General features: G+C 51.1%; 16 protein-coding genes and 1 pseudogene. 8 read left to right on the top strand and 9 right to left on the bottom strand.

From position 1 onward, the window contains the following. Window positions 1–80 precede the first annotated feature (80 nt). The 8 genes and pseudogenes from aroQ to fis all read left to right on the top strand — a co-directional run bounded on the left by aroQ (window position 81) and on the right by fis (window position 6709). A complete protein-coding gene (gene aroQ, locus PYR66_02250; GenBank protein ID WEF28580.1) occupies window positions 81–533 on the top strand; it encodes a type II 3-dehydroquinate dehydratase in 453 nt (150 codons plus the stop codon). A 22-nt stretch (window positions 534–555) separates the two neighbouring features. After that, complete coding sequence (gene accB / locus PYR66_02245; GenBank protein WEF28579.1) at window positions 556–1017, top strand: acetyl-CoA carboxylase biotin carboxyl carrier protein; 462 nt, start codon at window positions 556–558, stop codon at window positions 1015–1017. Window positions 1018–1027: 10 nt separating this feature from the next. Next, complete coding sequence (gene accC / locus PYR66_02240; GenBank protein WEF28578.1) at window positions 1028–2377, top strand: acetyl-CoA carboxylase biotin carboxylase subunit; 1350 nt, start codon at window positions 1028–1030, stop codon at window positions 2375–2377. Between the two features lie 110 nt (window positions 2378–2487). After that, on the top strand, window positions 2488–2730 hold the full coding sequence (locus tag PYR66_02235; protein ID WEF28577.1) for a YhdT family protein: 243 nt from the start codon (window positions 2488–2490) through the stop codon (window positions 2728–2730). Next, window positions 2720–4171, top strand: coding sequence for a sodium/pantothenate symporter (gene panF, locus PYR66_02230; protein WEF28576.1), 1452 nt, complete (start codon window positions 2720–2722; stop codon window positions 4169–4171). The genes PYR66_02235 and panF overlap by 11 nt, the downstream gene beginning before the upstream one ends. A gap of 10 nt (window positions 4172–4181) precedes the next feature. After that, window positions 4182–5063 (top strand): 50S ribosomal protein L11 methyltransferase, encoded by an 882-nt coding sequence (prmA, locus tag PYR66_02225; protein ID WEF28575.1) that lies wholly within the window; start codon window positions 4182–4184, stop codon window positions 5061–5063. 359 nt (window positions 5064–5422) lie between these two features. Further along, a pseudogene (dusB, locus tag PYR66_02220) lies at window positions 5423–6431 on the top strand (tRNA dihydrouridine synthase DusB). Continuing rightward, entirely contained in the window at window positions 6413–6709 is a 297-nt protein-coding gene (gene fis, locus PYR66_02215) for a DNA-binding transcriptional regulator Fis (protein ID WEF28574.1), read from the top strand. The pseudogene dusB and the gene fis overlap by 19 nt, the downstream one beginning before the upstream one ends. A gap of 112 nt (window positions 6710–6821) precedes the next feature. Here fis and PYR66_02210 read toward each other — a convergent pair whose 3' ends face one another. The 9 genes from PYR66_02210 to PYR66_02170 form a co-directional block, all read right to left on the bottom strand. Then, the gene (locus PYR66_02210) at window positions 6822–7031 is read right to left on the bottom strand and encodes a hypothetical protein (GenBank protein WEF28573.1); all 210 of its coding nucleotides are present in this window, start codon (window positions 7029–7031) and stop codon (window positions 6822–6824) included. A 5-nt stretch (window positions 7032–7036) separates the two neighbouring features. Next, complete coding sequence (locus PYR66_02205; protein WEF28572.1) at window positions 7037–9334, bottom strand: phage tail tape measure protein; 2298 nt, start codon at window positions 9332–9334, stop codon at window positions 7037–7039. Between the two features lie 79 nt (window positions 9335–9413). After that, window positions 9414–10358 (bottom strand): hypothetical protein, encoded by a 945-nt coding sequence (locus PYR66_02200; GenBank protein ID WEF28571.1) that lies wholly within the window; start codon window positions 10356–10358, stop codon window positions 9414–9416. Window positions 10359–10590: 232 nt separating this feature from the next. Continuing rightward, window positions 10591–10764, bottom strand: coding sequence for an antitermination protein NusG (locus PYR66_02195; GenBank protein WEF28570.1), 174 nt, complete (start codon window positions 10762–10764; stop codon window positions 10591–10593). A gap of 13 nt (window positions 10765–10777) precedes the next feature. Beyond that, window positions 10778–10993 (bottom strand): hypothetical protein, encoded by a 216-nt coding sequence (locus PYR66_02190; GenBank protein WEF28569.1) that lies wholly within the window; start codon window positions 10991–10993, stop codon window positions 10778–10780. Between the two features lie 276 nt (window positions 10994–11269). Then, window positions 11270–12658 carry a helicase RepA family protein gene (locus PYR66_02185; GenBank protein WEF28568.1) on the bottom strand — a complete coding sequence of 463 codons (1389 nt, stop codon included), beginning with the start codon at window positions 12656–12658 and terminating at the stop codon, window positions 11270–11272. Next, on the bottom strand, window positions 12655–13023 hold the full coding sequence (locus PYR66_02180) for a hypothetical protein (protein WEF28567.1): 369 nt from the start codon (window positions 13021–13023) through the stop codon (window positions 12655–12657). The genes PYR66_02185 and PYR66_02180 overlap by 4 nt, the downstream gene beginning before the upstream one ends. After that, window positions 13020–13244, bottom strand: coding sequence for an aminotransferase (locus PYR66_02175; protein ID WEF28566.1), 225 nt, complete (start codon window positions 13242–13244; stop codon window positions 13020–13022). The genes PYR66_02180 and PYR66_02175 overlap by 4 nt, the downstream gene beginning before the upstream one ends. After that, window positions 13237–13509 carry a host cell division inhibitor Icd-like protein gene (locus tag PYR66_02170; protein WEF28565.1) on the bottom strand — a complete coding sequence of 91 codons (273 nt, stop codon included), beginning with the start codon at window positions 13507–13509 and terminating at the stop codon, window positions 13237–13239. The genes PYR66_02175 and PYR66_02170 overlap by 8 nt, the downstream gene beginning before the upstream one ends. Window positions 13510–13512 lie beyond the last annotated feature (3 nt).

Raw genomic sequence — 13512 nt, 5'->3', positions numbered from 1 at the left:
TCGAGCCCTGAAAAGGTGACAAGCGCGCATTGAAGGTATATTTTGTTTTTTACCCGATATTAGCTGGAGATAGCTGCACGATGGCTGACAAGTTTCGCATTTTGCTTTTGAATGGACCTAACCTTAATATGCTCGGCACCCGCGAGCCAGAGAAGTACGGTTCCCTGACGCTGGCAGAAATTGTTAACCGTTTAACCGCAGAAGCGGAAGCGCTAAACGTGACGCTCGACCACCTGCAATCCAATGCGGAGTTCGCGCTCATCGACCGAATTCATCAGGCTAAAGACACTGTGGACTATATCCTGATCAATCCGGCCGCGTTTACGCATACCAGCGTGGCTATCCGCGACGCGCTGCTTGCCGTGAGTATCCCGTTTATCGAGATCCACCTGAGCAATGTGCATGCGCGCGAGCCATTCCGTCACCACTCGTATCTGTCTGATGTCGCCTCGGGCGTTATTTGCGGATTAGGTGCGGACGGCTATTCATACGCTTTACAGACGGCAGTAAAACGCCTGTCACAAACACACTAAACAAAGAGTACGGAACCCACTCATGGATATTCGTAAGATTAAAAAACTGATCGAGCTGGTTGAAGAATCAGGCATCTCCGAACTGGAAATTTCTGAAGGCGAAGAGTCTGTACGCATCAGCCGCGCCGCGCCAGCCGCGAGCTTCCCGCTTATGCAGCAGGCCTATGCCGCACCAATTGCACAGCCTCAGGCGCCAGCCGCCGCCGCGCCGACAGCGGCGCCGGCTGCTGAAGCGAAAGCGGAAATCAGTGGTCACATCGTACGTTCCCCGATGGTCGGTACTTTCTACCGCACCCCGAGCCCGGACGCGAAAGCATTTGTGGAAATCGGTCAGAAAGTTAACGTGGGCGACACCCTGTGCATCGTAGAAGCGATGAAAATGATGAACCAGATCGAAGCCGACAAAGCCGGCGTGGTAAAAGCCATTCTGATCGAAAGCGGCCAACCTGTAGAATTTGACGAGCCGCTGGTTGTCATCGAGTAACGAGGCGAACATGCTGGATAAAATTGTTATCGCTAACCGCGGCGAGATCGCACTGCGCATCCTGCGTGCCTGTAAAGAACTGGGCATCAAGACTGTCGCTGTGCACTCCACGGCGGATCGCGATTTAAAACACGTATTATTAGCGGATGAGACGGTCTGTATCGGCCCGGCTCCGTCCGTGAAAAGCTATCTGAATATCCCGGCAATCATCAGCGCGGCGGAAATCACCGGCGCGGTAGCGATTCACCCGGGTTACGGCTTCCTGTCCGAGAACGCTAACTTTGCTGAGCAGGTTGAGCGTTCCGGCTTCATCTTCATCGGCCCGAAAGCGGACACTATTCGCCTGATGGGCGATAAAGTGTCCGCGATCACCGCGATGAAGAAAGCAGGCGTTCCGACCGTTCCAGGTTCCGACGGCCCGCTGGGCGACGACATGGACGCCAACCGCGCCCATGCCAAACGCATCGGCTATCCGGTCATCATCAAAGCCTCCGGCGGCGGCGGCGGTCGCGGTATGCGCGTCGTACGCAGTGACGCCGAGTTGGCGCAATCCATCTCCATGACCAAAGCGGAAGCGAAAGCCGCTTTCAACAACGACATGGTCTACATGGAGAAATACCTGGAAAACCCTCGCCACATCGAGATCCAGGTACTGGCGGACGGCCAGGGCAACGCTATCTATCTGGCTGAACGCGACTGCTCCATGCAGCGTCGTCACCAGAAAGTTGTCGAAGAAGCGCCAGCGCCGGGCATTACCCCGGAACTGCGTCGCTACATCGGCGAGCGCTGCTCCAAAGCCTGTGTTGATATCGGCTATCGCGGGGCGGGTACCTTCGAGTTCCTGTTCGAAAACGGCGAGTTCTACTTCATTGAAATGAACACCCGTATTCAGGTTGAACACCCAGTGACCGAAATGATCACCGGCGTTGACCTGATCAAAGAACAGCTGCGTATCGCGGCTGGTCAGCCGCTGTCTATCAAGCAAGAAGAAGTCCAGGTTCGCGGCCATGCGGTGGAATGCCGTATCAACGCCGAAGACCCGAACACCTTCCTGCCGAGCCCGGGTAAAATCACCCGCTTCCACGCGCCAGGCGGTTTCGGCGTGCGCTGGGAGTCTCATATCTACGCCGGTTACACCGTACCGCCGTACTATGACTCAATGATCGGCAAACTGATCTGCTTCGGCGAAAGCCGTGACGTGGCGATTGCCCGCATGAAGAATGCGCTGCAGGAACTGATCATCGACGGTATCAAAACCAACGTTGATCTGCAGATGCGTATCATGAGCGACGAGAACTTCCAGCATGGTGGCACCAACATCCACTATCTGGAGAAAAAACTCGGACTGCAGGAAAAATAATCCTGCGCTCGCTGCAAAAGGCCGGATAATCCGGCCTTTTTTCTTTTTCTCTCCCCTCGACTTTTCCATGCGGTACAATCCCCGCTTTCTTCATCCTCAAGGGACAAAAAATGGACAAAAGGTTTGTTCAGGCCCATAAAGAAGCGCGCTGGGCGCTGTGGCTAACCCTTCTCTATCTTGCCGCCTGGCTGGCTGCAGCCTATCTGCCAGGCGTCGGTATCGGTATTACCGGTCTGCCACACTGGTTCGAAATGGCCTGCCTGCTGGTGCCGCTGCTGTTCGTCCTGTTGTGCTGGGCGATGGTGCGCTTTATCTTCCGCGATATCTCCCTGGAGGATAACGATGCAGCTTGAGATTATCATCGTCCTGCTTGCTTACCTGTTTGTCGTCTTCGGCCTGTCGATTTACGCGATGCGTAAACGCAGCAGCGGGAACTTCCTCAGCGAATACTTCCTCGGCAGCCGCTCGATGGGCGGTTTTGTATTAGCCATGACCCTCACCGCGACCTATATTAGCGCCAGCTCGTTTATCGGCGGACCGGGTGCCGCCTACAAGTATGGGCTCGGCTGGGTACTACTGGCGATGATCCAGGTGCCGACGATCTGGCTATCGCTTGGGATCCTCGGCAAGAAATTCGCGATCCTGGCGCGTCGCTATAATGCCATCACCCTTAACGACATGCTGCAAGCGCGCTATCAAAGCCGCGCGGTGGTATGGATTGCCAGCGTCAGTCTGTTGGTCGCCTTTGTCGGGGCAATCGCCGTACAGTTTATCGGCGGCGCGCGCTTGCTGGAAACCGCTGCTGGCATCAAGTATGAAACTGGACTGTTGATCTTCGGCATCACTATCGCGCTATATACCGCCTTCGGCGGCTTCCGCGCCAGCGTACTCAACGACACGATGCAGGGCATGGTCATGTTGATCGGGACGATCGTCCTGCTGGTTGGCGTGGTGCACGCCGCAGGCGGCCTGCATCATGCGGTAGACACGCTGCAGCGCATCGACCCGCAGTTGGTGTCGCCGCACGGCGCGGATGATATCCTCACCCCAACCTTTATGACCTCGTTCTGGGTACTGGTCTGTTTCGGGGTGATCGGCCTGCCGCATACCGCCGTGCGTTGTATCTCCTATAAAGACAGCAAGGCCGTGCATCGCGGGATCGTTATTGGCACGATCGTGGTGGCGATTCTGATGTTCGGCATGCATCTGGCGGGCGCCCTCGGCCGCGCCGTTTTACCGGATCTTACCGTTCCCGATCAGGTGATCCCGACGTTAATGGTCCAGGTGCTACCGCCATGGGCTGCAGGGTTGTTTTTAGCGGCGCCGATGGCAGCAATTATGTCGAACGTTAACGCCCATTTGCTGCAGGCATCGGCTACGATCATTAAAGATCTGTGGCTCAGCGCCCAACCGGCAAAAAAACACAACGAGCAGAAGCTCAAGCGGATCTCAACGATCGCGACTTTAGTGCTCGGCATATTAATGATGCTGGCTGCCTGGCGGCCGCCGGAAATGATTATCTGGCTTAACCTGCTGGCCTTTGGCGGCCTGGAAGCCGTGTTTTTGTGGCCGCTCGTACTTGGCCTCTACTGGGAGCGGGCAAACGCGACCGGAGCGCTCAGCGCGATGTTGGTGGGCGGCGTGCTGTATGCCGTACTCGCCACGTTTAATATTCAGTACCTGGGCTTCCATCCTATCGTGCCCTCGCTACTGCTAAGTTTGTTGGCTTTTGTCGTCGGTAACCGTTTCGGTTTGCCCGTGCCACCAGCCCCTATTATGACTACTGATAAATAAGAGTTTCGCCATGCCTTGGATCCAACTAAAACTGAACACCACCGGCGCTAACGCGGAAGCGTTGAGCGACGCGCTGATGGAGGCCGGAGCGGTCTCTATTACCTTCCAGGACACCCACGATACGCCGGTATTCGAGCCGTTGCCGGGTGAAACCCGCCTGTGGGGCGATACCGACGTTATCGGCCTGTTCGACGCAGAAAGCGACATGAACGAAGCAGTTGCCATCCTTGAACAGCATCCGCTGCTCGGCGCCGGCTTTGCGCATAAAATCGAACAACTGGAAGATAAAGACTGGGAACGCGAATGGATGGATAACTTCCACCCGATGCGTTTCGGCGAACGTCTGTGGATCTGCCCGAGCTGGCGCGATATCCCCGATGAGAACGCGGTCAACGTGATGCTCGATCCGGGGCTGGCCTTCGGTACCGGTACCCACCCCACCACCGCCATGTGTCTGCAGTGGCTCGACGGCCTCGATCTGCAGGGTAAAACGATTATCGATTTTGGTTGCGGTTCCGGCATCCTGGCAATCGCCGCGCTGAAACTGGGCGCTGCCAAAGCTATCGGTATTGATATCGATCCGCAAGCGATCCAGGCCAGCCGTGATAATGCTCAACGTAATGGCGTGTCTGAACGTCTGGAGTTGTACCTGCCGCAGGACCAGCCAGAAGCCATGAAAGCCGATGTGGTGGTCGCAAACATCCTGGCAGGCCCATTACGCGAACTGTCCCCATTAATCAGCGTACTGCCGGTTACAGGCGGTCTGCTGGGCCTTTCCGGAATCCTGGCAAGCCAAGCGGAAAGCGTTTGTGAAGCCTACGCCCCGCTCTTCACTCTCGACCCAGTGGTGGAGCAAGAAGAGTGGTGCCGCATTACCGGCCAGAAAAACTAAGTACGATATGCGGCCTACGGGCCGCATTTTTGTTTCCAGTAGCCACCGAATATTGCCAGGAAATGGGAGCCAGATCGCATTACGATGCCCTTTTTTGGCTACAAAAACAGCGTTTTATCCCGTCTCATACTCCCCCTGACTAAGAAAAATCGAGAAGTTTTGCGATTTTATAAATGGACACAAATTATCCTGTTGTTAATAACGTAATGATTAATATGAAAATTTATTCATGTCCTTTGTGTTACTCCTGGATTCATTGATCTGTAACAGAGGATTGGTCAAAGTTTGGCCTTTCATCTCGCGCAAAAAATGCGTAATATACGCCGCCTTGCAGTCACAGTATGGTCATTTCTTAACTCATGCGCATCGGACACCACCAGCTCAGAAATCGCCTGATCGCAGCACCTATGGCTGGCATCACTGACAGACCATTCAGGACGCTGTGCTACGAGATGGGAGCAGGTCTGACTGTTTCCGAGATGATGTCCTCCAACCCACAGGTGTGGGAGAGCGACAAATCCCGGTTACGGATGGTGCACATTGATGAGCCCGGTATTCGTACTGTGCAAATCGCCGGTAGTGTGCCGGAAGAGATGGCCGCAGCCGCCCGTATTAACGTGGAAAGCGGCGCCCAGATTATTGATATCAATATGGGGTGCCCGGCTAAAAAGGTGAATCGTAAGCTCGCTGGCTCAGCCCTCTTGCAGTATCCCGATCAGGTGAAGTCAATCCTGGCCGCGGTCGTCAAGGCAGTGGACGTTCCAGTGACACTCAAGATTCGCACCGGTTGGGAACCGGAACACCGTAACTGTGTAGAGATTGCCCAACTGGCCGAAGAATGTGGCATTCAGGCTCTGACTATTCACGGACGCACTCGCGCCTGTTTGTTTAACGGAGACGCTGAATACGACAGTATTCGGGCAGTTAAGCAGAAAGTTTCCATTCCGATTATCGCGAATGGCGACATTACTGACCCGCTTAAAGCCAGAGCCGTACTCGACTACACGGGGGCTGATGCTCTCATGATAGGCCGTGCGGCTCAGGGAAGACCCTGGATCTTTCGGGAAATCCAGCATTATCTGGACACTGGGGAGTTGCTGTCCCCCCTGCCTCTGGCAGAGGTTAAGCGCTTGCTTTGTGCGCACGTTCGGGAATTGCATGACTTCTATGGTCAGGCAAAAGGGTACCGAATCGCGCGTAAACACGTCTCCTGGTATCTCCAGGAGCATGCTCCAAATGACCAGTTTCGGCGCACATTCAACGCCATTGAGGATGCCAGCGAACAGCTGGAGGCGTTGGAGGCATACTTCGAAAATTTTGCGTAATAGAAATAAAGAGCTGACAGAACTATGTTCGAACAACGCGTAAATTCTGACGTACTGACCGTTTCTACCGTTAACTCTCAGGACCAGGTAACTCAAAAGCCCCTGCGTGACTCGGTTAAACAGGCACTGAAGAACTATTTTGCTCAACTGAATGGTCAGGATGTGAATGACCTGTATGAGCTGGTATTGGCTGAAGTTGAACAGCCACTGTTGGACATGGTGATGCAATACACCCGTGGTAATCAGACCCGCGCTGCCCTGATGATGGGTATCAACCGCGGTACTCTGCGTAAGAAACTGAAAAAATACGGCATGAACTGATACTAATCAGTTAACTTGTTGATTAAAAAGGCGCTCTTCGGCATGGGGAAGCGCCTTTTTTATTAAATTGACTACACCACTAACTACACAATCACGTGAACATTAATAAACATTAATGAAGGTTAGTATCCTGCTTGAGTTGCATAGAAATCGCCAGTATCGCAGTTTTAATGATAAGCTCAGGATCCAGCCCCGTTAGCTCTGACTGGCGCTCAGCCTCTTTCTGCGTACTTTCTGCCAGAATTTTTGCGCCCTTAACTTTCGTCGCGTGGGCAATATGCACCGGCATCATCTCGTAAAATAAACTTTCAAGTTCTGTCATCTTAATCACCCAATTTTTCTACCTGCATTAGTTTTATTCATCAGTGCCTTGTGCAAATCACCCTGACCAGTAATTACTGAATTTACCGCCTTCTGATACCCCATCTTGGCGCCGTCAGCAGCCGCTTTCTTCATCATGGCTATCTGAGCATCAGAAGGATCGCCATTAACGTTAAAATTAAATTCCTGGGAAATCTGATTACCAGAACTGGATTGCTTGGAGATCCGGTTAAGGGTCTCATCCAGTTTCGCGCTAGTATTCGCCGTGACTACACGTTCTCCCTTCTGAAGAAGCCATGTTCCGGTTTCTGGAACAGCGTCAATACCATCGTGAGCCATACCAACAGCAGCAATGTTAGACACGATACCTGCAGTAGAAGCGGCTACGCTGGCCATTGCTGCAAGGTTGTATGGGAAAGGGTTTGCTGCTGCCATGGCAATCCCCTGTTGGATTGCTACAGTAGACTGAGCAATAGCAGCAGCTTTCTGGACAGCGAACGCCGCTTTGTATACTCCTGATTGCTCACCGAAAGCTGTACGGGTCAAATCCACCATAGACCCAAGCCCATCGACAACACTGCTCAACATCAGCTGCTTACGAGCATCATCAAGCTTATTCATTTCTTCTTGGTGTTTTTTCTTCAGTTCAAGCTCTCTGGCATCCCATTCCTCATTAAGATCAGAACGTGCCTTGCGGTTCTGGTCCAGCAAATCTAGCTGGTTCTGATACCATTTTTCCTGCTCTTTCTGTGCGTCATCAACTTTTTTCAACTCCCCAGACTCACCACCAAACATCGGATCAAGACCACTAAATTTAGGCGCGTCGGAAAATGACGCTTTCGAGATGGCCTTGGCGGCTTTTTTATATTCATCAGGACTGATACCAGTCATACCCTGAATATTTTTTAATACTTCAAAACGCTCCTTCGTCGTTTTAAGTAATTTTTCTTCCGGTGTTAATAAGTCATCCTGCAAATCACGGAACTTTGATAGCGCGTTATATTTATCAACTTCTGAAGCTAATCCTTCAAGTCGTATTTGCTGTTCTTTATTTATTCCAACGAGACGGCCAGATGCCAAATCGAAATGAAGTTTTTCAACTTCCGTGGCGTCTTTGGTTTTCCCAGTTAGCTGATCTACCAGCGCAATTTGCTTTAAATATGACTGTTCTACAGCTTTATAGGCGCTTTCAAGTTTTTTTGCCTCAGCATCAGGCTTCTTAGTCTGTTTCTGGTTACTCTCCCCGGGAAGAAGAAGATTATTTATTGGCAAGTCTGAATTTGAAGACGGTTTAGTAATTACCCCTAAATCTGATTGAAGCGTATCTGCTATGGCTCCTAATCTCTGATTTTTTTCAAACTCGTACCAGCCTCCAGCCTTAAACCTGTCAGGCACTTCAAGTATATGGCTGATAAAATTAGCAGATTCAGAACTTAGCTTACCCATCCAACCGACTAACTCTGCCATCCCTCCGACTAGCTTTGCCAGACCAGACAGAACAGCGGGATCGGTAAAAACCTCGCGGATGTCATCTAGACCATCCTGAATCGGTGAGAGGTCAACTTTAGCCAGTCCACTGGCAATCTCAATTCTTAACCCTTTCGCACTGCTCTCAATATCCTGGAAAAACTGATTAACTTTAACAAGATTATCAATATCTTCCTGTGGCGGTGCGACACCAAAATCTTTTGATAGCTGGATAAACTGTTTCAGCTTCTCATTGTTGTTATCGAACAACGGCAGCATTTTTGACAGGTCATTACCAAGGCTTTCGAGAATATTGGTTTTCCCTGCCTGAGAGGGGATTTTCTGTAATGCTTCACTGATTGCCATCAGTTGCTTATCAGGAGATTGCTCGGCCAGCTTCTGAGCTGAAAGCCCGAGGGTATCGAGTGCTTGAGCAGCTTCACCTGACTTGTTAAGCACAGCATCGCCGACTTTATCGTTAATATCCTTGAAGATGTCAGCAATGTTATCCCCTGTTAATCCTGCTTTCTCAGCAGCAAACTGCCATGAAAGAAGATCCTGAGTAGACATTTTGAGAGATTTAGCCCAGCGATCAGCCGCGGTGATCTGCTCTGAAGTATTTTTTACCAGGGCAATGCCGGCAGCACCAACACCGATAGCAGCAGCGGCTGCTGCAGTACCGACCGCAGCAAGCGATGCGCCTACGGCTGCAGCATCTTTTTTAACGTTATCCCGCCATTTTTGTGACGAGCGTTCGGCTTTATCCATACCCTGAACAAAACCGCCGGTTCTGGCGATCAGGTCGATGGTGAGTGTGCCTAGTGATTTAGCGGCCATGAAAACCTCCAGAATGGTTGATTTGTTCCAGAGTGCTTTTTTGCACTTTGGGGCTAAGCGCCATTTCTGGCGCTTTGGTTTACGAGGACTGTTCGATGATGGTTACTGGCTTGCCTACATTGACCCATGCACAGTAAAGGATGGTCATGATAGCGGCGGCGTTCGCTTGGTAGAGACTGACTTGCTCAGTGTGAACCGGTTCTGAAGTGTTATTGTCGGGAGTATCCGACATTTCCACAGTCCCCTCTCTTGCAGTCATCAACCCAGCACCTTCCACGTTGATAATCATATTTGCAGGATCAATCAGTGATAGGCCTGTTGCGTATTGGCTTGGCATTACAGAGATACCCAGCAAATCAAACTGGCGCAATTGATCATTGGTGAGGTTAAGCACTGAGGTAAGCGGCATCACCAGAGCAGAGCCAGACACGCTGTTACCGTTGCTGGTATGCAAATTGATAGCAGCCGCCAAATCGCCTGCAGATGGTGCGTTAAGGAACGCGCCGGCGGGGGACACCTCATCAACCTCAGCATCCGCAGAAAGGAATTTATGGTCAATTTCCCGGACGGCTTCGCTAACCATCATATTGCGAATGACATTATCAGTGCCTGGAGTGGCCAGCCTCAGAAGCTCATCGCTCAGAACCACCAATGAGGCGACTTTAAAAGGGGATAAAACTCCTGATTTTACAACATTGCCTTTCCTCACTGGCACGGCCTGAGCCTCTTTAACCCACCCGGCGCCAATGCCACTGACGGCTCCAACCTGCGAATTAAACGGTAACTGCATGGCATTAGCCATGATCCGCCCAGGGATGGACAGAGAGAACGCATACTCAGCAAACTCACGAGCAACAATATCCGTTGTGACAAGAGGACCGCTGGTCGTCGCACCAGCGACAATAGCCTTTGATAAATATGCTTCTACCTTCGGGTCATTCTCCGAAATCTCTTTGGCTTCATGTACCCGCCCATTGGTTTTAATGAGCGCTCGCGCAGCGCGAACAAGCATGACACCTTTCATATTATTTCTCCTGAAAATGTTTATAGCGATGTTAACAGGGGGTATAAAAATTCAAGTTAACAACCAGAGCAAATAAATATTTTAAATTCAATTAATTAAATGAAATTGTTTACATGTTTATATGCCGAACTTCGAATGTTAATACCCCTCAAAAGGGAATTTTTTCTCTGCGTGAGAGGGGGGGCGGTGTCCAAGGCATAGGCATTTTCGATCGAAAGATACCCCCCCGGCTTCACGATTCACCCAGCAATGAGATCAGACCTTCAACCTCACTCTCCAGCTTGGCTATGCGTAGCGACTGTTCGTGCATTGCGTCCACGTGCTTCTGTTCGCGTTCGTCAAGCACCTCTCTGAACTCATCCGCCATAGCTTTCATCAGCGATATATCACGCTCTGACAATGCCATGTTGAGCCCTCCTTCAGTCAGAGATAGCGCTGTCAGCTTTATCGTCAGGCAACCCGAGACGGTTACGCAGTAACTGACGCGCCAGATAGCCAAGGGTTGGCGTAGCTGCCATACCGAACACACCGGCCTGATTCATCTTCTGGATGACGTTGGCTTGTACCTGTTTAAGCGCTACAACTATCTCGCCATCAAGCATTACGCTAACGCCCTTGCTACGTTGTTTTCTCATCATCATCACCTCATGTTAGATACACATTCAGTGTTGATCTAAATGCAATACATATCAATATTGTTGCAATTTCCGGGATATTAAAATAAAAAAAGAGGAGCCTTAGCTCCTCATGTATTACTCACTTTTTACACACCTCAACCACTACTCACCATCTTTCATGAGAAATAGCCTAACACCAGTAATGGCGGGGCTTTTGTGGTGTTCCTCACTTTTGGTGCATATACACAGAATAAGTGAGGAGCACCGGGGTGCATCGCCGTCTACTACTCACCATCACTCACTTTCATCATCACTTTTTCTTTTTGAAATAATTGACAGGTTTTCGCCAGAAATAGCGATAACTCCATCTCTTTCAAGCTTTGTAAGCCATCGGCCAAAGTTCTTCACGTTACTGACACCCATCGCTTTCATATCATCACGTACCAGCGCTTTGGTACAGGGACCGCCGTCAGCCACACGGCTACGGATGATATTCCACAGGGTGGCGTGGTTTTCGGTGATATTGGTCACTGTCGCCAGTTCCGTCGCAATTTCCTTAGCATCGCGAGGAACATCACGGACTACCAGAGAGCAAATATTTTCCCCGTCCTCATCGGTGTACAGATCAACAGGCCTTAGGTCATACGCTTTTTTCTCCATCTCCTCAGCGTCTTTCATCTTGGTACAGGACAAGATAAGCGCCCTGCCATCACCTTCCCGTTTAACGTTAAATTCAGCGTCAAGTGCGGCCCTGAATGAACTGGAGCCACGCGCTCCCTTTGCTTCATCCTTACCTGAGTGATGCACCACCAGCACTGTAGCGCCCGTTTTCTGTTTGATAGTGTCACAGCCCTCGATAAACGCCCCCATATCTCGAGCATCGTTCTCATCATTGCCGCCAAAGCATCTAGCCAGCGTATCGATCACCACCAGCCGAACGGGAAAACCACACTCAGACTCAACCTGACGCGCGGCCACCAGCACCTCGTTAATTTCAGCAGGACGCACGGGAAATACTGGGCGATTTACGAGATAAAGATTGTTCGCAACCATACCATGTACCTGCTCCCATGCCCGGACACGACGGGGAACCCCTACGCCACCCTCACCGACGACATACAGAACCGCTCCGGGTGTTACCTTCTTTCCCGCCCAAGGGCGACCTGCTGCAACATGACAGGCCCACGAAACCGCCAGAAAGCTCTTATACGAGCCGCTGGGGCCATATATGCTACAAAGTGACTGCGCTGGGAGGATATGCTTCATTACATAGTCCTGACGCGCATCAAATCCATCAGATCCACGAGATAACGGTAAACGTGTCTTTTTACGGCTTTGGTTTCCCCCGGACTCAGGGAAAATGCGCAAAATGCTTTCAGTGTCTGCCAACAATGTTAATAGTTCTTCACGAGGAATAAATTCTTCAAGGGCCTCCCGACGTAAGGAAATAGCCTTTTCTGTATCAGTGTCCAAAAATCCGGCATCACATAACTCGTCGTAACTCATAGCCTGTAGCTGCTCTAGCTTAAGCACCAACTTGCCGTAAGCAGTTGCCGGATCCTTATGCTGGTGGAGGGCATTCTCCACATCTGTGCGCGTATATGGTTTACCATGCGCCCAACGATAGACACATGAAAACAGGGCATCGGATACTGATTCGACCTCTGTCACTTGCTCTGTCATTTAGGGATCCCTCCGCTCATCTGGAATTTTCCAATCAGCGGGTGATACCAGTATGCCGATCCGTATTTGCGCTTAGCGCTACGCAGCACCAGCCTGGCCGCTTCCCTGAATTTCTCTTCAGGTGCAACAAAGCCACCACCTTTTAGCTTCACCATCATCACGCCTGTGTTCTTCGCCAGTTCTTCAGCCTTTTTGGTGGAAATACCGAACTCAGCGGCCAGAGTAGACAAGGGCGCCATACCCGGGGGAATCTCTCCCCCTTGGCTATCGGTGAGTGATTTGATCTGCAGCTCAAGGGTCAACACCTTTTCCACCAGTAGATCAAAGCGCTTTTCCAGATCGTTAAATTTCACGTTGCTTATCATTGTTCGCCATCCTTGCAAGACTTAATCTGGTCGAGGTCTGAGATATCCAATTCATTTGCCAGTTCATCAGCAAGTCGGTAAGCGAGGCCCGTTAAACTCATGACATGGAGACGCTCTTCATCCCCTCTGATTGTTGCCAAATAAGAAACGCATGACAGAAGCGAGGCGACCTCTTGAGCCAAGGTAAGAAGATCACTTTTCGTGCGGTATGTATTAATCATGGCCAACCACCTCTCTATCTGAGGCGCTATCAAAAGCCCAACCGCGGCGGGTGTTGTAATCAAAGAACGCGACACGGCATGGTGCTTCTGCCCGAATTTTGGCAGCGAATACCATTTCCCAGCCGGGGAAAGCAGCGCGGGCATTCTCCTCAGTATCAGTATCAAAACGCAGAACTATCGGCGAACAGTCTGGATGGCTCTTAGGGGTTGCCAGAAAGAGCCATGTAAATTTCGGGTGAGTTTGGTTATGCTGTGATTCAGCCATAGT

The sequence above is a fragment of the Klebsiella aerogenes genome (assembly GCA_029027985.1).
In the GTDB taxonomy this organism is placed as follows: Bacteria; Pseudomonadota; Gammaproteobacteria; order Enterobacterales; family Enterobacteriaceae; genus Klebsiella; species Klebsiella aerogenes_A.
This window is presented reverse-complemented; position numbering and strand designations above follow the sequence as displayed.